This is a genomic window from Caballeronia sp. LjRoot29, from assembly GCF_964252755.1.
Classification (GTDB): domain Bacteria; phylum Pseudomonadota; class Gammaproteobacteria; order Burkholderiales; family Burkholderiaceae; genus Caballeronia.
Window position 1 is genome coordinate 31,884 of record NZ_CAXUPU020000018.1, and the last position, 19,071, is coordinate 50,954.

General features: G+C 59.7%; 18 protein-coding genes. 9 read left to right on the forward strand and 9 right to left on the reverse strand.

The window, feature by feature from the left end; genetic code table 11:
- The first annotated feature begins 9 nt into the window (after window positions 1-9).
- The 6 genes from glyS to ACSQ83_RS19815 all read left to right on the forward strand — a co-directional run bounded on the left by glyS (window position 10) and on the right by ACSQ83_RS19815 (window position 6,545).
- Window positions 10-2,109, forward strand: coding sequence for a glycine--tRNA ligase subunit beta (glyS, locus tag ACSQ83_RS19790; RefSeq protein WP_436229320.1), 2,100 nt, complete (start codon window positions 10-12; stop codon window positions 2,107-2,109).
- 11 nt (window positions 2,110-2,120) lie between these two features.
- Window positions 2,121-2,684, forward strand: a complete 564-nt coding sequence (gene gmhB / locus ACSQ83_RS19795; protein ID WP_436229321.1) for a D-glycero-beta-D-manno-heptose 1,7-bisphosphate 7-phosphatase — start codon at window positions 2,121-2,123, stop codon at window positions 2,682-2,684.
- A gap of 58 nt (window positions 2,685-2,742) precedes the next feature.
- A complete protein-coding gene (locus ACSQ83_RS19800) occupies window positions 2,743-3,558 on the forward strand; it encodes a lysophospholipid acyltransferase family protein (protein WP_436229322.1) in 816 nt (271 codons plus the stop codon).
- Between the two features lie 96 nt (window positions 3,559-3,654).
- Entirely contained in the window at window positions 3,655-4,656 is a 1,002-nt protein-coding gene (locus tag ACSQ83_RS19805) for a YgjP-like metallopeptidase domain-containing protein (protein WP_436229323.1), read from the forward strand.
- Window positions 4,657-4,827: 171 nt separating this feature from the next.
- On the forward strand, window positions 4,828-5,214 hold the full coding sequence (gene gloA / locus ACSQ83_RS19810; RefSeq protein WP_436229324.1) for a lactoylglutathione lyase: 387 nt from the start codon (window positions 4,828-4,830) through the stop codon (window positions 5,212-5,214).
- Between the two features lie 371 nt (window positions 5,215-5,585).
- Window positions 5,586-6,545, forward strand: a complete 960-nt coding sequence (locus ACSQ83_RS19815; protein WP_436229325.1) for a DMT family transporter — start codon at window positions 5,586-5,588, stop codon at window positions 6,543-6,545.
- Between the two features lie 17 nt (window positions 6,546-6,562).
- Here ACSQ83_RS19815 and ACSQ83_RS19820 read toward each other — a convergent pair whose 3' ends face one another.
- From ACSQ83_RS19820 to ACSQ83_RS19840, 5 genes are all read right to left on the reverse strand, one after another.
- Window positions 6,563-6,895 carry a LysR substrate-binding domain-containing protein gene (locus ACSQ83_RS19820; protein WP_436229326.1) on the reverse strand — a complete coding sequence of 111 codons (333 nt, stop codon included), beginning with the start codon at window positions 6,893-6,895 and terminating at the stop codon, window positions 6,563-6,565.
- A 325-nt stretch (window positions 6,896-7,220) separates the two neighbouring features.
- Window positions 7,221-8,033: a 16S rRNA (adenine(1518)-N(6)/adenine(1519)-N(6))-dimethyltransferase RsmA gene (rsmA, locus tag ACSQ83_RS19825; protein ID WP_436229327.1), complete on the reverse strand. Its 813-nt coding sequence runs from the start codon at window positions 8,031-8,033 to the stop codon at window positions 7,221-7,223.
- A gap of 63 nt (window positions 8,034-8,096) precedes the next feature.
- On the reverse strand, window positions 8,097-9,092 hold the full coding sequence (pdxA, locus tag ACSQ83_RS19830; RefSeq protein ID WP_436229328.1) for a 4-hydroxythreonine-4-phosphate dehydrogenase PdxA: 996 nt from the start codon (window positions 9,090-9,092) through the stop codon (window positions 8,097-8,099).
- 11 nt (window positions 9,093-9,103) lie between these two features.
- The gene (locus tag ACSQ83_RS19835; RefSeq protein WP_414950125.1) at window positions 9,104-10,471 is read right to left on the reverse strand and encodes a peptidylprolyl isomerase; all 1,368 of its coding nucleotides are present in this window, start codon (window positions 10,469-10,471) and stop codon (window positions 9,104-9,106) included.
- A gap of 104 nt (window positions 10,472-10,575) precedes the next feature.
- Window positions 10,576-12,954 (reverse strand): LPS-assembly protein LptD, encoded by a 2,379-nt coding sequence (locus tag ACSQ83_RS19840; RefSeq protein ID WP_436229329.1) that lies wholly within the window; start codon window positions 12,952-12,954, stop codon window positions 10,576-10,578.
- 250 nt (window positions 12,955-13,204) lie between these two features.
- Between ACSQ83_RS19840 and ACSQ83_RS19845 the strand changes: the two genes are divergently transcribed.
- Window positions 13,205-14,230 (forward strand): aminoglycoside phosphotransferase family protein, encoded by a 1,026-nt coding sequence (locus tag ACSQ83_RS19845; RefSeq protein ID WP_436229330.1) that lies wholly within the window; start codon window positions 13,205-13,207, stop codon window positions 14,228-14,230.
- A gap of 8 nt (window positions 14,231-14,238) precedes the next feature.
- Window positions 14,239-14,955: an N-acetylmuramate alpha-1-phosphate uridylyltransferase MurU gene (murU, locus tag ACSQ83_RS19850; RefSeq protein ID WP_436229331.1), complete on the forward strand. Its 717-nt coding sequence runs from the start codon at window positions 14,239-14,241 to the stop codon at window positions 14,953-14,955.
- 9 nt (window positions 14,956-14,964) lie between these two features.
- Here murU and ACSQ83_RS19855 read toward each other — a convergent pair whose 3' ends face one another.
- Both ACSQ83_RS19855 and ACSQ83_RS19860 read right to left on the reverse strand, forming a co-directional pair.
- The gene (locus ACSQ83_RS19855) at window positions 14,965-15,387 is read right to left on the reverse strand and encodes a type II toxin-antitoxin system VapC family toxin (RefSeq protein ID WP_436229332.1); all 423 of its coding nucleotides are present in this window, start codon (window positions 15,385-15,387) and stop codon (window positions 14,965-14,967) included.
- A complete protein-coding gene (locus tag ACSQ83_RS19860) occupies window positions 15,384-15,629 on the reverse strand; it encodes a FitA-like ribbon-helix-helix domain-containing protein (protein ID WP_414950115.1) in 246 nt (81 codons plus the stop codon). The genes ACSQ83_RS19855 and ACSQ83_RS19860 overlap by 4 nt, the downstream gene beginning before the upstream one ends.
- A gap of 411 nt (window positions 15,630-16,040) precedes the next feature.
- Between ACSQ83_RS19860 and purB the strand changes: the two genes are divergently transcribed.
- The gene (purB, locus tag ACSQ83_RS19865) at window positions 16,041-17,429 is read left to right on the forward strand and encodes an adenylosuccinate lyase (RefSeq protein ID WP_436229333.1); all 1,389 of its coding nucleotides are present in this window, start codon (window positions 16,041-16,043) and stop codon (window positions 17,427-17,429) included.
- A gap of 10 nt (window positions 17,430-17,439) precedes the next feature.
- On the opposite strand, the gene ACSQ83_RS19870 is transcribed toward purB, so the two are convergent.
- Window positions 17,440-17,658, reverse strand: coding sequence for a hypothetical protein (locus tag ACSQ83_RS19870; protein ID WP_436229334.1), 219 nt, complete (start codon window positions 17,656-17,658; stop codon window positions 17,440-17,442).
- A gap of 206 nt (window positions 17,659-17,864) precedes the next feature.
- On the reverse strand, window positions 17,865-18,755 hold the full coding sequence (locus ACSQ83_RS19875) for a hypothetical protein (RefSeq protein ID WP_436229335.1): 891 nt from the start codon (window positions 18,753-18,755) through the stop codon (window positions 17,865-17,867).
- Between the last annotated feature and the right edge of the window lie 316 nt (window positions 18,756-19,071).

A 19,071-nucleotide genomic window follows, 5' to 3' on the forward strand; every position in this document is an offset into this window, starting at 1 on the left:
GACATAACAATGACAGAAACCAATCTTGCATCGCTGCTCGTCGAGCTGCGGACCGAAGAACTTCCGCCGAAAGCGCTCGCCCGCCTGGGCACCTCGTTTGCCGAAGGCATCGTGCAGCGGCTTGCCGCGCGCGACCTGATTGACGGCGAAGCGAGTTTCGAAAAATACGCCACGCCGCGACGTCTCGCCGTGCTCATCAAGAACGTGCGCGCAGTCGCACCGCAACGGCAAGTGCGCGAGAAGGTGCTGCCTGTTTCCGTCGCATTGGACAAAGACGGCCTGCCCACCGCGCCGCTCGCGAAGAAACTCGCTGCGCTGGGTTTCCCCGACTTCGCCATTAGCGATCTCGAACGCGCGCAGGACGGCAAGGCCGAAGCATTCTTCCTGCGCTACGCAGCACCCGGCGCAACGCTTGCTGACGGCCTGCAAACCGCTCTGCAAGAAACGCTCGGCAAGTTGCCCATTCCGAAGGTGATGACGTATCAACGCCCCGACGGCACCAGCGTGCAGTTCGTGCGGCCGGTGCATGGGTTGATCGCGCTGCATGGCCGCGAAATTGTGCCGGTGAGCGCGCTTGGTATCGACTCCGGCGACACCACGCTGGGTCATCGGTTCATGTCGAAAGGTCTTGTTCCGATCGCACACGCCGACGACTACGCCGAAACGCTGCGTTCGAAGGGCAGGGTCGTCGCGAATTTCGAGGATCGCCGCGAATCCATCCGTACGCAATTGCTGGCGTTCGCAGGCGAAGACCGCGTAGTCATGCCTGAATCGTTGCTCGACGAAGTGAATGCGCTGGTCGAATGGCCGGTCGTGTATCAGTGCCGTTTCGACGAATCGTTCCTGCAAGTGCCGCAGGAATGCCTGATCCTCACCATGCAGACGAACCAGAAGTATTTCGCGCTGACTGACGAGCACGGCAAGCTGCGTTCGCGCTTCCTGATTGTCTCGAACATCGAGACGCAAACGCCCGGCGATATTGTCGAAGGTAACGAGCGCGTGATCCGCCCGCGTCTGGCCGACGCGAAGTTTTTCTTCGAGCAGGACAAGAAGAAACGTCTTGCCGACCGCGTGCCGCTGCTCGCGGCCGTGGTGTATCACAACAAGCTGGGTTCGCAATTGCAGCGCGTGCAGCGACTCGAAGCGCTCGCGGGCGAAATCGCGCCCATGATCGGCGTGGATGTGGCCGTCACGAAGCGCGCCGCCCTGCTCGCGAAGGCTGACCTGATCACTGACATGGTCGGTGAGTTTCCCGAATTGCAAGGGACCATGGGCACGTACTACGCGCGCCACGATGGTGAGCCGGAGGAAGTCGCGCTCGCGTGTTCGGAACATTATCAGCCGCGTTTCTCCGGCGATGAAACCCCCGCCACCGGCGTAAGCAGCGCCGTCGCGTTGGCCGACAAACTGGAAACGCTCGTCGGCATCTGGGGCATTGGCTTGCAGCCAACCGGCGAGAAAGATCCGTTCGCGCTGCGTCGTCACGCACTCGGTGTGTTGCGCATCCTGCTGGAAAAGCGCCTTGCCATCGACTTGTTCGACTTGCTACGTATTGCGTACAAGCAATTCGCCGACATGCCGCACGTGGTTGATTCAACCGACGCCATCTACGCGTTTTTCATGGACCGGCTGCGCGGCGTGCTGCGTGAACGCGGTTTCAACGCAATTGAAATCGACGCCGTGCTGAGCCTGAACCCCACGCGCCTGGACGACATCGTCGCGCGTCTGGACGCCGTGCGCGAATTCGCGTCGTTGCCGGAAGCCGCGTCGCTTGCCGCGGCGAACAAGCGTATTTCGAATATCCTGAAGAAGTCGGCGGAAAGCGTGCCGGCGAGCGTGCAGCCAGCTTTGCTTCAGGAAGCCGCCGAAAAGGCGTTGTACGCTCAGCTCGAACAAGTTGCGCCGCGCGTGCAAACGCAACTGGCCGAACGCAATTACACGGAAGCGCTGTCGGCGCTGTCCGCGCTGCGCGATGCCGTGGATACTTTCTTCAACGACGTGATGGTGAACGCGAAAGATCCGGCGTTACGTAACAACCGCCTGGCTCTTCTCGGCGCACTGCATCAGCAGATGAATTGCGTCGCGGACATTTCGAAGCTTGCCGCCTGATGCGCCACACCATGCCGACCAACGCAAACAAGAAACTGGTGATACTCGATCGGGACGGCGTGATCAACGTCGACTCCGACGCATTCATCAAGTCGCCCGACGAATGGGTTGCCATCCCCGGCAGCCTCGAAGCGATCGCGCGTTTGAACCAGGCCGGCTACCGCGTGGCAATTGCATCGAATCAATCGGGCATAGGCCGTGGTCTGTTCGACATGGCCGCGCTCAACGCAATGCACGAAAAGATGAACCGGGCGGCAGCGGCGGTAGGCGGCCGCATTGACGCGGTGTTTTTCTGCCCGCACACACAGGAAGACGAGTGCGAGTGCCGCAAGCCGAAGCCCGGCATGTTGCAGCAGATTGTGGAGCGCTTCGAGATCGATCCGGCTGATACGCCCATGGTCGGCGACTCGCTGCGCGACCTGCAAGCGGGCGCGGCGCTCGGCTTCGAGCTGCATCTGGTGCTGACCGGCAAGGGGCATAAAACGCTGGCAGCGGGCCATCTGCCGGACAATACGAAGGTACACAACGACCTGCGCACCTTCGCGCTCGACTTCCTCGCCGCACATCACGACTGACCCGGCCGATCTGTCGGCGGGTTTTTTTCGTCACATCACATAAGACTTATTCAAGCCGATGCGCTTCATTCGTTCGCTGTTGCTGATGGTTTTTTTCGTCGTTTATACGGTGCCGTACGCGTGCGCTTGCTTCCTCGTGTTCCCGTTCATGCGCGCTGAAAAGCGTTATTGGATGGCGGCGTACTGGTGCAAGTCGTGCATCGTGGTGATGCGCTACCTGAACAACATCCGCTATCAGATTGAAGGCATGGAGAATCTGCCCGATGGTCCCGCCGTGTTGTTGTCGAAGCACCAGTCGGCTTGGGAAACGCTGGCATTCCCCGCGTTAATGCCGCGGCCGCTCTGCTATGTGTTCAAGCGTGAGTTGCTGTTCGTGCCGTTCTTCGGCTGGACCATGGGCATGCTGAAGATGGTTCATATCGACCGGCGTCAGGGCAAGGATGCATTTGCATCGGTGGCGCGGCAAGGGCGCGAGCGCATGGCCGAGGGAGCGTGGGTCATCATGTTTCCTGAAGGCACGCGCACAAGCGCGGGCAAGCAAGGCAAGTACAAGTCAGGCGGTGCGCGCTTCGCGTGCGCGGCGGGCGCGCCGGTCGTGCCGATTGCCCACAACGCCGGACACGTATGGCCGCGGAAATCGTTTCTCAAATATGCGGGTATAGTCACAATGTCAATCGGTCGTCCGATCGACACGACAGGCCTCACGCCGGAAGAAGTCAATCTGCGCGTGGAGCGCTGGATCGAAACGGAAATGCGTCGAATTGATCCGGACTCGTACGGTCCCGCCGATCGTTTCATCGCTGTGTCTGATTCCGGCGCTGACTCCGCGTCTGCCTCTGACTCCAAGTCTCAGGGCGCGGCTACCGGCCTGTAGATCCGGATGTCGTTATCGTCAGGTTCATTACGTTCGTTTCTATCGTTAGTGTTGTCCTTTCCGTCATTCCTGCGCCGCGTGCGCCAAGCTGAGCCGATGCAGAAGACCCCCTCGAGACAGCGTCCCGCTGCCGCGCTCGACAACCCGCAACTCGACCTGCCGCTCAACTTTCCCAGTGAGCCAAGGCTGTCGAGTGTGGCACCCTCGCCTGCTATGTCGGGCACGTCTGCCGCGCCCGTCGCATCGCCTCCCGCCATGCCCGCAACATTGCGTGGCGACATCACGCCGACCGATACAACCGAAACGGCAAGCCCGTCCGCGCCGCCTTCACGTACGCCCATTGCGCCCGATGGTTCGCGCTACCGGCAACTCATGCTCGGTTCGCAGATGCTCGATTACCGTTTGAAACGTTCATCGCGCCGGACGATTGGCTTCACTATCGATGGCACTGGCCTCGCGATTACCGCACCGCGCTGGGTGACAATCGGCGCAATAGAAAGCGCGATTGCCGAGAAGGAAAAGTGGATCTTCAAGAAGCTGACCGAATGGCAAACGCGCGTGGAGCAACGCGCGGTGCCGCGGATTGAATGGAAGGATGGCGCGCAGCTTCCGTACCTTGGACAAAACGTCACCGTCATGATGACCGGCGCACCGGGCACAACCGGCAAGAGCGCTACGCAACCGGCGTTCGATACAGAAACCGGCGTGCTGTGGCTCGGCCTTCCCGCGCTGGCAGATGGGCAGGTCATTCGCGAGCGTGTGCAACGCTGGCTCCATGCTCAGGCGCTGCAGGTGTTTGGCGAGCGGTTGCCGGTGTATGCGGCCAAACTAGGCGTGGAGTTCAGGGCCTATGCGTTGTCATCCGCCTCTACGCGCTGGGGCAGTTGCTCCAGCGAAGGCAAGATTCGCCTCAACTGGCGGCTGATTCATTTCCCCGTGCATGTGATCGACTACGTGGTCGCGCACGAACTCGCGCACCTTCGGGAGATGAATCACAGCGCGCGCTTCTGGGCCACGGTCGAATCCATTTTCCCGGACTTCCGCGAAGCGCGGCATACGCTCAAGCATCATCCGCCCGAATTGCTGCCGCTGCTTTAACGCTTTGCCAGCACGGAAATGGCGCCGAGCAGAGCGCTGCGAGCGTTTGCTACGAGCGGTACAATTTTCGATGTGGCCGTTTTCATCGTGCGCGGTGTGCATTGAGGCACGTTAAAAGACACGGTAAATCGGACCATCCGTTCCATCGACATTCCCCACAGGAACCCCATCATGCGACTTCTTCATACCATGCTGCGAGTCGGAGATTTGCAGCGATCCATCGATTTCTACACACGTATCCTCGGCATGAAAGTGCTGCGTCAAAGCGAAAACACCGAGTACAAATACACGCTGGCGTTCGTCGGTTACGGCGATGAAAGCGAAAACAGCGTGCTTGAACTGACTTACAACTGGGGCGTCGATAAGTACGATCTCGGTTCGGCATATGGCCACATCGCGCTGGAAGTGGACAATGCGGCGGCAGCGTGCGGTCGCATCCGCGAAGCCGGCGGCAAGGTCTCGCGCGAAGCCGGTCCAGTGAAAGGCGGAACGACGGTGATCGCGTTTGTTGAAGATCCGGATGGATACAAGGTCGAATTGATCGAAAAGCATGCCTGAAGCGGTTTGGGGGCAACGGTTGGCCAGCGATGGCTGGTTGTCTCCGAACTCTTTGAATGACGCTCCTTCGGGAGCCTCATTCATTTCCGCTCAATGCTGACCTTGCGCGAAATATCATCAGATATCCTGATTTATCGGCAATCGCCAGTACGATCTATTCGTGATTAATAAAGGTCTGCGGTTCACCATTATCGTGCGACGCACAACACACCAAGTTCAATCCCTCGACATCACGGGCGGCGGCCCAAACGTCGGCAAGACCAACGCCACACGCCCCAACCACGCATGACATCCCCGCGCCATCAATGGCAGAATGCGCCAGAGACTTGACTCAGCAACCGGTCAAAACGCAAACACAAACACAATAATCGATGAGCACCACTGCCCTGCCTGTGCGTCGCGCGCCCGACTCCACCGCCATTCTGCTAATGATCGCGCTATGCGCGGTGTGGGGTTTCCAGCAGGTCGCCATCAAGGGTGCAAACGCATCGTTTCCCCCGATGCTCCAGGCCGGCATCCGTTCAACCATAGCAACCGTTCTCGTCTGGATATGGACGCGATCACGCGGCATCGCGCTGTTTCGCAGCGACAATACCCTCGCGTCCGGCCTGCTCGCCGGCGTGCTGTTTGGCGGCGAGTTCGTGTGCATTTTCCTGGGGCTGACGTTGACCAGCGCCACGCGCATGGTCGTCTTTCTCTACACCGCACCGTGCTTCATGGCGCTTGGCCTGCACTGGTTCGTCGCGGGAGAAAAGCTCAAGCGGGTGCAATGGGTGGGGATAGCGCTGGCGTTCGGCGGTATCGCACTCGCTTTCGCCGATGGCTTCCTGCACGCGGCCACGAGCAGCGCATCGGGCACCGCGTCCGGCAGTGCATCGACATGGCAAGGCACCGCCGGCGACGCCCTCGGCGTACTCGGCGGCGTGTTCTGGGCGGCGACCACCGTCGTCATCCGTGCATCGCCGCTCGCGCGTGCAAGCGCCAGCAAGACGCTGTTCTATCAACTTGGGGTATCGGCAATAGTTTTACTCGCGCTCGCCTTCGCGCTCGGCCAAACACACGTGAGCACCATCACGCTGACAGCCGTCGCCAGCCTTGCCTATCAGGCAATCGTGGTCGCGTTCCTGAGCTATCTCACGTGGTTCTGGCTGCTCACACGCTACATGGCGTCGAGGCTATCGGTGTTCTCGTTTCTCACACCCATCTTTGGTGTCGCGTTCGGTGTCTTGCTGCTGGGGGAATCGCTGACAACGCGTTTCATGGTTGCATCGGCGCTTGTTGTGACGGGCATTGCGCTGGTCAATGCACCCGCAGGACGTCGGCGCACATGAGCACTTGAGCGCGCGGGCTATCGCGTACGTCCCGCTACTTGTGCCGCGCGGCTGGCATCGTTCATGACCTGCCCGGTAAGGACGAGCGCCGCGTCAGCAGCTGCCGATTGCGTCCGGTCAGCAAGACAAACAAGCGCAAACTGCAGCCCCAGTTTGCGCGAGTGAATAATCGGCACACGCACGAGGCGCCGGCCATCAGGATCGCGTTGTAACACTGAAGCCGTGCAAAACATCACGGCATCCGATCGCGCGACCACGTCCTTCAGCACGGCGATATCGTTACATTCCAACTGCACGGGAACGGCTTCGTGCGCGCGAAATTTCAACAACCGGCGCAACGCATCTTCCATGCGTCATGCCGCTGAAGCGGACGCCCCCTTATGAGAGTCTGCTGCGCGGTTGCGCTGCCAATTTGAGACTAACGAAGGAATTAACTCCAGTGCATTCTTCGCATCGAAAGAATGCAGGAACCGCATGGAGGCAACGAGGAAAGAGACGTGGAAGAGATGTCGCGTGATTCGCCGAAGCGAACCCGGAATAGTGAGATAGAAAAGATGAGATCAACGGAAGCAGCTGCGATCGCGGCCTGATAGAACCGCCCTGGCGCGGTCGGTGCGGCACGCCTCGCTGACTGAGACGCGCGCCATCCAAACCCGCCAGCGGCCTTAAAATCGGCTACTGTGCCGCCTTGACCACCTGAGCCAATTTCACGAACTCGGCCACGGGTACTTCTTCCGCACGCCGGGAAAGGTCAAACCCAAGTGCGTCGAAATCCACCCGATCGCGATACACACCCAACGTATTGCGCATCATCTTGCGCCGTTGCGAGAACGCCGCGAGCACCACTTCGCCGAGCACCTTTTCATCCACATCGGGCAATTCGCTTGGCCCAAAGGGAATCATCCGCACGATCGCCGAATTCACCTTCGGCGGCGGGTTGAACGATTCAGGCGGAACATCGATGAGTTTATCGATGGCATACCGATACTGCAGCATCACCGTCAGGCGGCCAAAGTCCTTGTTGCCCGGCTCGGCGATCATCCGGTCGACCACTTCATCCTGCAACATGAAATGCTGATCGATGACCTTCGCCGCGAACGCGGTCAAGTGAAACAGCAGTGGACTGGAAATGTTGTATGGCAGGTTCCCGACAATCCGCAGCGACGGCTTGTCACCTTCCAGCGCGAGCGAACCGAAGTCGAACGCGAGGGCATCGCCGGCATGCAGTGCCAGCAGGTTGCCAAACCGCTTCTCAAGCCGCCCGATCAGGTCGCGATCCAACTCCACCGCATGCAACGGCGACTCCGGCGTGGAAAGCCGTTCGATCAACGGCGCGGTGAGCGCGGCGAGCCCCGGCCCGATTTCGACCATGCGTTCGCCGCGTCTGGGCGCGATGGTGTCCACGATCGAATCGATCACGCCTTGATCGACGAGGAAGTTCTGCCCGAAGCGCTTGCGCGCGAAGTGGCCCTGGTGCTTGATGGACATCGGAGAAGCCGATTAAAACCGCAATGGAAAGAAAGGACGCAAAAGCAATCAGGCGGCGCGCAATCAGGCCGCGCGACGATGGCGCGCCATGGCAACGGCTGTATCGATAGCAACGATCAGGCTGCCCGGATCAGCGCGGCCGGTGCCGGCCAGATCGAGCGCGGTGCCGTGATCGACAGAGGTACGGATGATCGGCAGCCCGAGCGTGACGTTGATGCCTTCGCCGAACGTCGCGAATTTCAGGACCGGCAGCCCCTGGTCGTGGAACATCGCGAGCACGCAATCGGCGTCTTTGAGATAACGCGGCTGGAACAGCGTATCCGCCGGATAGGGACCGGGAGCATCAATCCCCAGCGCGCGCGCTTGCAGCAGCGCGGGCGTGATGACATCGATTTCCTCACGGCCCAGATAACCATTTTCGCCCGCGTGCGGGTTCAGTCCGGTCACCAGGATGCGCGGTTTTTGCAGCCCGAACAGCGCTTTCAGATCACGATCGATAATGCTCAGCGTCTCGACAATGCCATCCACCGTCAACGCCGCCGACACATCTTTCAGCGGCAGATGCGTCGTAGCGAGCGCGACGCGCAGCGGCCGCTCGCCCATGCCCGCGAGCATCATGACGACGCGCGGCGTATGGGTGCGTTCAGCGAGATATTCGGTGTGGCCGGTGAACGGAACGCCGGCGTCGTTGATGGTGCTTTTCTGCAGCGGCGCGGTGACTATTGCGTCGAACCGACCGCTGACTGCGCCGTCTATGGCTGTATCGAGCAGACCGAGCACGTAACGCCCGTTGGCGGCGTTCAGCGTGCCTGCTGTGACGGGCGCACCAAGCGCGTGATGCTCGATCTCGATGTCCGCGCCTTTGGAAAGCCACGACGATGAACCCGCCCGCTCGGCCATCAGCTCACGGTCGCCAAGTACGGTGAACCGCACCGACGGCCAGCGCTCAGCCGCCTCAGCCAGCGCCGCCACCGTCAATTCAGGCCCCACCCCCGCCGGTTCCCCGGTGGTAATGGCGATAGACAATGAGGACACTGGCGGCTGGCTTGCTGCGTTCATCTCGCCAAGCCTTACTGGTTCATCGCTTGCTGAGCTGCAACACCCTTGTACTGCACATAAGCGGTGTCGCGCAGTTCACGCAGCCAGTCAGAGTACGCTTGCTCCGCCTTGCGCTGACCGATCGCCTGACGTGCCGTGTCCAGTTGCTGCTGTACCGAACCTTCCGCATCGCGGCGTCCCAGTACCTGAATCAAGTGATAACCGTACTCGCTGCGCACCGGCTCGCTGACTTGGCCGTCTTGCAGGTTGTTCATCGCGCGCTCGAATTCCGGCACGGTTTCACCCGGGCTGATCCAGCCGAGATCGCCGCCCTGCGACGCCGAACCATCCTGCGAATACGTCCGCGCGAAGTTGGCGAAATCGCCGCCCTTCGCAACGTCGCTGCGGATATCGAGCAGCTTTTGACGCGCGGCCGCCTCGGACACGCCGTCGGCTACGCGCAGCAGGATGTGGCGAACGTGGGTTTGCACGAGTTTCGGTGCATCAGCAGCCTGGCCCTGGCCTACGCGGCGTTCCACCAGCTTGATGATCTCGAAACCGCCGGCGGTGCGAATCAGTTGGGGGTTCACTTCGTTCGGACGGAGACTGGCAACCGCGCTCACAATGTCAGCCGGCAGCGAAGCCTGCGTGCGGAAACCGAGATCGCCGCCCTTGGGTGCATCGGTATCTTGCGAATTGTTCTTGGCGAGCTTGGTGAAGTCCGATCCGCTTTGCGCATCTTTCAGCACGCCTTCGGCCTTCGCCTGGATAGCGGCAATGTCAGCCTGCGTTGCGTTCTCCGGCACCTTGAACATGATGTGCTGGAGATGCAGGTCGTTGGACCCGCGCGCGCCCGGTCCACGCTGGCTGGCCACGTAGTTGGCCACTTCGCCGTCCGACACCGTGATCTTGCTGTCCACCTCTTTCTCACGCAATTTCGATAGCGTCAGCTCGGTGCGGGCATCGCGTTGGAACGTCGTCCAGGGCACCCCTTGCGCTTCAATGCGCGCGCGGTACACGTCGAGCGTCATGTTGTTTTGCTGCGCGAGACGCTCGAGCGTGCGTTGCACGGTGGCGTCGTCAATGGTGATGTTGTCTTCCTTCGCCTTCTGCAACTGAATGCGCTCGACCACCATCTGGTCGAGCACCTGGCGTTGCAGCTGATCCGCCGGGGGAACCGGCGCGTTCTGCTGTTGCAGGCGGCGCACGATCAGACCCGTGCGGTCGGCGAGTTCACGTTCCGTGATGACGTCATTGTTCACAATGGCCACGACCGAATCCGCAATCTGTGCGCCGCCCGCCTTGATGGGCGCCAGCGCCTGAGCGTGCGCCACCGGGCCGGCCAGTAAAGCTGCCGCGAAAACACCTGCCGCGACCATTGCGCACTTCAACTTGTTCATGTTTGACACAGATACTCCATCGATTGCGGCCGGTGACCGGCCCTATTGCTTGTGCACTATTACCTGCGGCGTACCGCCGCCCATTCCGCACTCACGACACACGCTCATTCGTAATTCGTGTAACGCGCGAGCGGTGCGGGCGGAGGCGGTGGCGGCGTGTAACCGTTGACGCCGGCGCGGAACGCCGCGGTCAAGCCATTATCGACGTTCGACAAGCCCTTGAACGTCATTTGAGCAAGAATACGCGTCCCGGCAGTGTTACTTCCGGTGCTAGTGATACCGTTTGCGTAACGCTGCAAGCCCACGCCCAGCGTCCAGCAGTCGGCATCGTACTGGAAGCCCAGCAGCCCGTCGACGAGACGATGGCCTGCCAGATCGTAGTTCACCCGGGCGACGCTATAAATGTGTCGCGATAATGGCCATTGTGCAGAAACCAGAATCTGGTTGATCGGCGAGGTGGACAGCGTGGTCTCGTTCGCCCGCGTGTATCTATACCCAATATTGATGACTTCGCGCGCGGCGGGGCTATACCCGAAACCAATGCTCGAACGCACCAGCTGGTTGTTATCGGCATTATATTGGAACGCGGTTTCCTGTGAAAAACCAGCGCCCAGCTTGAAGGACGCGCCCAGGATCAGGTCGGAGTGTTTCGCCTGGTCGAGCGGCTGGCCTTCCGTGATCGTGACGCGCTGCGGCTGGAAATAATACTGCTGCGCAATCACAAAACGCGCGCGTTCGTCGCCCGTTGCCGGGTTGATGAAACGCGAGGTCAGGCCGACCGTGAGACGGTTGGCATCGGCGATACGGTCGTTACCCGCGTACGTGTTCGGCGTGTAGATTTCAGCGAGGCTGAAGTCAGACTGGCCGGTATCGAAAATAGGCGCGAATTGTTGGTTGCGGTACGGCGTGTACACGTAATACAGCCGCGGTTCCAGCGTCTGGATGTAATCCTGCCCGAAGATGCGCACCGAGCGGTCGAACACGAGGCCGGTGTCGAAGCTGACCGTAGGAATGGATTCCGTCAGGTTCTTCGGCTGGTTCGGTGGCGTGCCATTGGCTGCGCTGCCGATCTCGTTCAAGTCGTACGACGCCAGGTGATACTGCACCTTCGGGGTGACGAAATAACCCGGTCCAGTGACGCTGTAGCTCAGGTACGGATTAAATACAACGCGCTGGCCTTCCGTGGAATCCGCGATGGTCGTCGTGAAACGCGTGTAATCCGCTTCCGCGCCGTAGTCGATGCCGCCAACGTTGTACTTGTTGTACAGCACGTTCAACTGCGGTTCGCGGGCATACGGCGAGGTTGCCGGCGGCAACACTTGCCAGCGCTGCTCGTGCGCGAGAATGGACCACGGCCCGTTGTTGTACGTGACACCCACTTCCTGCTGATACAGGACCTGGGTGCCGTTGATGATCTGGTTCGACGCGTTACCCAGGTCTTCCGGATACTGATTGTCCGAGACCTTGTTGTAGTTGATATACGCGCCGAAACCGCCACCAAAGTTCTGCTGGTGCTGGATGTAGATCGCATAGCGGTTCGTATGCGTCTGCAAGTCCTGCGGCAGGAATTCGCCGGTGATCGTGCCCGAATAAGTCGGCGACAAATACCGGAACGTGGACTGGATCTGAATGCCGCGCCGGGTCATGATGCGCGGCGTGACCACCAGGTCGCGATTCGGCGCGATATTGAAGTAATACGGCAGCGATACTTCAAAACCGGTCGTCGAATTCACCGACACCGTGGGCGGCAAGAGACCGCTGCGCCGTTCGCCGGTCAGCGGGAACGACAGCCACGGACTCGCGAATACCGGGAAGCCCTGGAAGAACAGCACGCCGTTGTGCGCGACGCCTTCGTTCGCGCCGGTATCGAAGTCAAACGACGTGCCCTTGATGTACCACGCCGGGTCGGTCTCGCACGAACACGCCGTGTAGGTACCGTGGTCGACCTTCGTTTGCTCGTCGTTGATCAGGTCCGCGCGCTGCGCGCTGCCCGAGCCGTTCGAGAGATTGAAGCGGTACTTCGGGTTCGTCATGTAACCCTCGTTCGCCTCCACCTTCAAGTGCGCTTCCGGGCCGATGAACGAATTGCCGTTGTTGAATATCCTGACATGGCCGTAAGCATCGGCCATGTCGGTGTCCTGGTCGTAATGCAGCGCGTCCGACTTGATCACCGAAACATTACGACGCAATTCCGCCGAACCCTTCGCGGCCATGTCCTGGTCGGCTGTGCCCGTGGTGTGGTCGCCGAGGACAAACGTAGCCGGCTGGCTGCCCTGCTGCAACGGGCGCTCCTGGAGCTGCGGCGCGAGCCGCAGGCTCCAGGCGTCGCCGAGTGGCTGGGTGTCGGCTGCCGCACCCGCTAGCTGCGCGTGCGCGAGCGCCGGCATGAGGCCTGGCACGGCGATCAACGCCGCGAACAGCCGCCGCCTGCGTGGCCGCGCTTCGCGCAATGGAACTGGTTTGGAAAACTGTCGTGGCGGCATGTTTGAGTGCTGTTCAATCGCGTCACGCTCGGCGCTCGACGAGAGCACCCGGGCACAGCCACCGGGACTCGCGCCACCGGAGTTGTCGGTTCGCTGCGAACGAAAGTGAATCGATCGATGGATGAAACGGGCGGTGATCTCGACCAGCGGCAGCCTTCATGGCCTGCCAAAGGCTTCGCGCCGGGCGCAAACGGAATGCTTAAAAAAGTCGTGGGGTATTATATGGCAAGACGTTTCACCCCTCGAATTTATGACGCCGCCAAACACCGATTTTCGCCTTACCCAGCTTCACGACTGGCTGCAACCCTTAGCCGAGCGGTATCGGCTGGATCTTTCAACGCTTGCTCCCGCTTCCACCGACGCCAGTTTCCGGCGCTATTTCCGCTTGTCCGCCGACAGCGATTTCGGCAAGACGCTGATTGCCGTCGATGCCCCGCCGCCCGAGAAGTGCCGCGAGTTCGTGCAGGTGGCCGGGTTGTTGCGTGATGCGGGTGTGCATGTGCCGCTGATCCTGGAGACGGATTTCGATGCCGGCTTCATGCTGGTCACGGATCTGGGCACGGCCACCTACCTCTCCGTCCTCGATGAAAAGAACGCCCGGCCGCTGATGCGCGCGGCGATTGACGCATTGATCAAGTTCCAGATGACGTCGCGTGAAGGCCTGCTGCCTGCCTTCGATGGAGCGTTCCTGCGGCGCGAAATGGAACTGATGCCGGAGTGGTTCGTGGCGAAGCATCTGGGCCATACACTGGAGGCGGCCGAACGCAAGGTCCTCGACGACACGTTCAACGTTCTGGTCGAAAGCGCATTGGCCCAGCCGCAGGTTTTCATGCTGCGTGACTTCATGCCGCGAAACCTGATGGTCAGCGAGCCGAATCCCGGCGTGCTCGATTTTCAGGACGCGGTGTACGGGCCGTTGAGTTATGACATCGCGTCGTTGCTGCGCGATGCGTTCATCAGCTGGGAAGAAGAGTTCGAACTGGACTGCTTCGTGTACTACTGGGAAGACGCGCGCAAAGCCGGATTGCCCGTGGATGGGGATTTCGGCGAGTTTTATCGGCAGATTGAATGGATGGGCTTGCAGCGACATATCAAGGTGTTGGGGCTTTTTGCGCGGATTTATCATCGCGATGGCAAGCCGCAGTATCTGGCCGATTTGCCGCGATTTATTGGCTATGCGCGGAAAGTTTCGGAGCGGTACAGGCCGTTGCGTCCGTTTGCGCGGTTGCTCGATACGCTCGAAGGACGCGCCGTTGACGTGGGTTATACGTTTTGAGCGCCACGTTGAACTCCACGTTGACTACCGCGATGATTTTCGCCGCCGGGCGTGGCGAGCGCATGCGTCCGCTGACGGACTCGTGTCCCAAGCCGCTGCTTCTGGCGGGCGGCAAGCCGCTGATCGTCTGGCAGATTGAACGGCTTGCCGCGGCGGGTTTCAAGACGATTGTGATCAATCACGCGTGGCTTGGACGGATGTTCCATTCCAAACTCGGCGATGGTTCCAGGTGGGGCGTTCAACTGCGATATTCGGCCGAGATGCATGCGTTGGAAACGGCAGGCGGCGTTGGGCATGCTTTACCGCTGCTGGAAGAGAACGGCGAACCCACCGTATTCGCAGCAGTCAGCGGCGACGTGTTTTGCGAGTTCGACTACGCGAGCTTGCGCGAGCGCGCCGCGGAGATGGCGCTGGAAGCAACGCCGGCAATGCATCTGGTGATGGTGCCGAACCCGCCGTTTCATCGTCTCGGCGACTTTGCATTGCGCCAGGACGGCATCCTCTCGCTCGATAACGAGCCGCGCTTCACGTTCGGCAATATCGGTTTGTACGATACGCGCATGTTCCGCGATCTCGCTCCCAACACTCGGCGCGCATTGACGCCGTATTACCAGGAGACGGTCGCAGCAGGACGCGCCACCGGCGAGTTGTTTGAAGGGCGATGGGAGAACGTTGGAACGGCGGCGCAGTTGGAGGCGTTGGATAGGGTGTTGCGGGGCAGGTAGACGTGAACACTACTCCATCGTCCAAGGATCGATGATTGGGATGCCTGTCGCCTCGAAGTCCTTGCCGTTTCGAGTAGCGAGCACTGCATCACGGGCGTGGCAGATAGCGGCAATTTGCGCGTCGGCTGAACTGATTGGCCGGCCATGTGCCTCGCGTTCAGCTACGAGCATGGCGTAGCAACGCGCGGAGTCACCATCGAAGGGCAATACCCTGCCGGCCAGTTCTCCGTCGAGCATCGACTCGATCGCGCCGCGCAATGCGGTTTTGCGTCTGCCGTGCGCGAGCCGGGCGACACCATATAACAACTTCGCAACAGTGATGGCTGTAGTGTGCAGGTCCTGCGAATTCTGCGAATCGAGCCACGCTATTACGTTCTCGTCAGGCTCGGCTCGCATGAGTTCGGACAAGACGTTTGTGTCCAGAATGATCATTCCGGAAACTCGGCGGCCCGAGGCTGTTCCGTGCGATCCGGTAGCGACAGGCCCTCGTCGGCGAAGCTCGCGAAGCGTTGATGAACACGGCTGCCAAAACCGTTCACGTTTGCGGTACCCGCCAATGCGTTCTGTAAGATCACTCGCACCTCTTCTTCCATGGACCGGCCATGCCGGGCCGCTTCTAGACGAAGCAGCGCCTTCACTTGATCGTCCAGATTGCGAATTGTCAGCGTTGCCACTAGCCCCCCGATTTGCTGTCATTGACTGCAATGCTAGCACGAATTGTCAGCGTTGCCCAACTTACTGAAGTGCGCGCCAGGATGGGATTTTTCTTCAACTCGCTTTCCGAGCCATGCCCAATGCTCGAATTATTGTGCGATCGAACGATGCAATGCCGCTGAATTCGACTTTGCAATCTCGATCAGCTCGTCCGATAGTTTGAGTGTCACGGCCAAGTTGTATCCCTCACGCAAATAACGCGACCATTGTGGTTCACAATCAATCGTTCGCGGCTCACGAAGATCAATTGCGACGGCTTTTCACGCGATGCCTTTCTCAAACAATCCCAGCTAGACCGCCCCCGTTCGGCCCCTCCCCGGCCAAATGGTAAAATCCGCTACTCCTTTTGTCTCACTGCGCGGCTCCCCACCATGTCCGATACCCGTCCCGATACCCTTTTCGCCCTGACCGCGCTCTCGCCGCTCGATGGCCGCTACGCCGCCAAAACCGAGGCGCTGCGCGAGTGGCTATCGGAATATGCGTTCATGAAGCATCGCGTGAAGGTGGAAATTCACTGGCTGATCGCGCTGGCGCAAGCGGGATTCGATGAAATCCCGCGCTTCTCCAACGCCGCCGAAGACTTCCTCCTGCAACTCGCCGCACGCTTCACCGCGCACGATGCCGCCAGGATCAAGGACATCGAAAAGGTCACGAATCACGACGTGAAAGCGGTCGAGTACTGGCTGAAGGAATCCGTGAAAGGGCAGCCGGAACTCGAAAAAGCCAGCGAGTTCATCCACTTTGCGTGTACGTCGGAAGATATCAACAACACGTCGCACGGCATGATGCTGGCCGGCGCTCGCGAACATGTGTTGCTGCCTGCCCTGCGCTCGGTGCACGAACGTTTGGTCAAGCTGGCGCAGGCCAACGCTGCGCAGCCCATGCTCTCCCGCACGCACGGTCAGCCGGCAAGTCCGACTACGCTCGGCAAGGAAATGGCGAACGTGGCAGCGCGGTTGCAAGGTGCGATCGAGCGGATTGCCGAAGTGCCGATCCTTGGAAAGATGAACGGCGCCGTGGGCAACTTCAATGCGCATTTGTCGGCTTATCCGGAATTCGATTGGGAAACGTTCTCGAAAGCCGTGGTGGAAGACCGCCTGCAACTCACGTTCAATCCATACACCATCCAGATTGAACCGCACGACTACATGGCCGAACTCTTCGATGCCATCTCGCGCGCCAACACCATCCTTCTGGATCTCGACCGCGATGTGTGGGGTTACATCTCGGTAGGCTATTTCAAGCAGCGGACGAAAGCGGGTGAGATTGGGTCATCGACCATGCCGCATAAGGTCAATCCTATCGACTTCGAAAATTCGGAAGGCAATCTGGGAATGGCCAACGCGCTGCTGCGCCATCTCGCGGATAAATTGCCCATTTCCCGCTGGCAGCGCGACCTCACGGATTCAACCGTGTTGCGTAACATTGGCGTTGCGTTCGGCTATTCACTGCTTTCATACGACTCGCTGATTCGCGGGCTGGACAAGCTTGAAGTGAACGCCGCGCGCTTGAATGAAGATCTGGATAACTGCTGGGAAGTTCTGGCTGAGCCTATCCAGACGGTGATGCGCCGTTATGGCATTGAGAACCCGTATGAACAACTGAAGGAACTCACGCGCGGTAAAGGCATTACGCGGGAAGGGTTGCAGACGTTTATCAATGGTCTCGCCATTCCCGACGATGCCAAGAAGCTCCTGCTCGACATGACGCCGCATTCCTATGTGGGTAAAGCCGTGGAACTGGCGCAGCGAATCAAATAACGCACTGTTTTCAACCCGTGCAAAAGCCGCTCCAGTTTTTCGGAGCGGCTTTTTTTGCTTCAGATCCCGACAGAAATTTCGTGCGGCCTGATCGGTTCGAGGCACGCCAGTCGTAATCCGTCTTTGACGGCACGAGGTGGTCGCCCGAAAAACCGATCATGTCAAAACCCTTGCCGCCTTCGATGGGCGGCAACACATGTTTTACATACAATTGCGCATCGCCATCCATTGCCGGGCTCAACGTTGAGACAAGATCAGCGTGAGGTAAGGGCCCAGTTTCAGTCCCCGCGTTATTCGACGCCTGCGAGGCACCCTGTATTTTCGAAGTCGAGCCGCGATCCGCCCTGCCTTCCAGCTCCGTGATCTCCGCCGGGGAGCGAGTGTTAATGCCAGTAGCCATTTGACGTCCCTTTCAGTAAGAAGTCAGCGCTTTGCTTAGTGATGCAGCGCGATGTGAACGCCCTGCTGAACCAGCAACTCCGTGTTCGCGCTCGAGTGCTCGACCACGTTATACGTGCCCCCTCCCACGTGCGCCGCTCCATGCTGCTGCCACGCACGTTCGGATAAGCCAGTTACGTGCGAATTGGTTAGGTCGACGGAGTCACCCGCCTTGCCGTTGACGATCACCTGGCGTTTGCCATCGTCGACGAAAAGGTTGTGGCCGCCTAGAGAAAGGACGTCGGCGAGAGACAGAGTGAGCGCGTTATGGTGGCCGCCGAGATCAAATCCACCTATGTTGGGCGCATATGCGACTGGCAACGCAAACGCGAAACCGTTGAGATCGAGCGCGAGGTGATGGCCCAGAAACGCAACGGTGTCAAAACTCTTTCCCCCTGCTACACCCGTCAATGCCTGCCTCACGTACGCTTGCGAGTCGATTGCTGCCTCGGCATTCGCCGGCGGTGGAGGATCTGGCGGCACACTGCGATCGTTCTTTGCAGCGCTGGCTTCTACTTCTGCTGAAGCCTCCGTTGATCGCACGGTGAAATAATTTGGAGGGAAATACGCCTGCCCTGGCTCTCTGGCCGCGTCGAATACGCGAATTGCGTCTGTAGGTGCAACACTTTCTTCGAAGGTCGCCTGAACGCGTTCGGACGCTTCCACCGTGACGGCGAAATAGGTCGCGACGCGGCCTGTCCCGTAGTCCGTTGCCTGGACTGCGGAGAGGTCGTGAATACCATCGAACAGAGGGGTCGATAGTTGCAGCGACCATGCGCCTTGTCCATTCGCCACCGCTACGCCGAGCAACGTGGCGCTGTCATACACGTCGACGGTGGCGAATGGATCGGCCCTACCCACAATCAATGGTGTTTCATTGTGGGTCATGCCGCCAGCCATTGTGCCGTGTATGGCGTCAACTACTGTGGCCGCCGGACAGAACAATTGTCGCCGCGCAGTGCCGCTTACTTCCGTTATAACCGCTTGGACCCGCGTATCTGTATCAGACGCCACTATTTGCATCCTCTTTTGATAAGGAATCGACGCGTTTTTTCACCCGACATTTCACGCCCCGGCTTTTTCTTGTAGCGTTTGGATGAGTGAAGGGACATTCCAATGTTGATTAGGTAGAGAAGTACTAACGCTCTTCTAATATGTCCTATGGCATGACTAAAGTAGTGTGATTTGCAGTGGGATATTTGAT

Excerpts from the sequence above, each read along its gene's own strand:
- glyS (WP_436229320.1), top strand. The coding sequence starts at position 10 with ATGACAGAAACCAATCTTGCATCGCTGCTCGTCGAGCTGCGGACCGAA.
- gmhB (WP_436229321.1), top strand. The coding sequence starts at position 2,121 with ATGCCGACCAACGCAAACAAGAAACTGGTGATACTCGATCGGGACGGC.
- ACSQ83_RS19800 (WP_436229322.1), top strand. The coding sequence starts at position 2,743 with ATGCGCTTCATTCGTTCGCTGTTGCTGATGGTTTTTTTCGTCGTTTAT.
- ACSQ83_RS19805 (WP_436229323.1), top strand. The coding sequence starts at position 3,655 with ATGCAGAAGACCCCCTCGAGACAGCGTCCCGCTGCCGCGCTCGACAAC.
- gloA (WP_436229324.1), top strand. The coding sequence starts at position 4,828 with ATGCGACTTCTTCATACCATGCTGCGAGTCGGAGATTTGCAGCGATCC.
- ACSQ83_RS19815 (WP_436229325.1), top strand. The coding sequence starts at position 5,586 with ATGAGCACCACTGCCCTGCCTGTGCGTCGCGCGCCCGACTCCACCGCC.
- ACSQ83_RS19820 (WP_436229326.1), bottom strand. The coding sequence starts at position 6,895 with ATGGAAGATGCGTTGCGCCGGTTGTTGAAATTTCGCGCGCACGAAGCC.
- rsmA (WP_436229327.1), bottom strand. The coding sequence starts at position 8,033 with ATGTCCATCAAGCACCAGGGCCACTTCGCGCGCAAGCGCTTCGGGCAG.
- pdxA (WP_436229328.1), bottom strand. The coding sequence starts at position 9,092 with ATGAACGCAGCAAGCCAGCCGCCAGTGTCCTCATTGTCTATCGCCATT.
- ACSQ83_RS19835 (WP_414950125.1), bottom strand. The coding sequence starts at position 10,471 with ATGAACAAGTTGAAGTGCGCAATGGTCGCGGCAGGTGTTTTCGCGGCA.
- ACSQ83_RS19840 (WP_436229329.1), bottom strand. The coding sequence starts at position 12,954 with ATGCCGCCACGACAGTTTTCCAAACCAGTTCCATTGCGCGAAGCGCGG.
- ACSQ83_RS19845 (WP_436229330.1), top strand. The coding sequence starts at position 13,205 with ATGACGCCGCCAAACACCGATTTTCGCCTTACCCAGCTTCACGACTGG.
- ACSQ83_RS19855 (WP_436229332.1), bottom strand. The coding sequence starts at position 15,387 with ATGATCATTCTGGACACAAACGTCTTGTCCGAACTCATGCGAGCCGAG.
- purB (WP_436229333.1), top strand. The coding sequence starts at position 16,041 with ATGTCCGATACCCGTCCCGATACCCTTTTCGCCCTGACCGCGCTCTCG.
- ACSQ83_RS19870 (WP_436229334.1), bottom strand. The coding sequence starts at position 17,658 with ATGGATGGCGATGCGCAATTGTATGTAAAACATGTGTTGCCGCCCATC.
- ACSQ83_RS19875 (WP_436229335.1), bottom strand. The coding sequence starts at position 18,755 with ATGACCCACAATGAAACACCATTGATTGTGGGTAGGGCCGATCCATTC.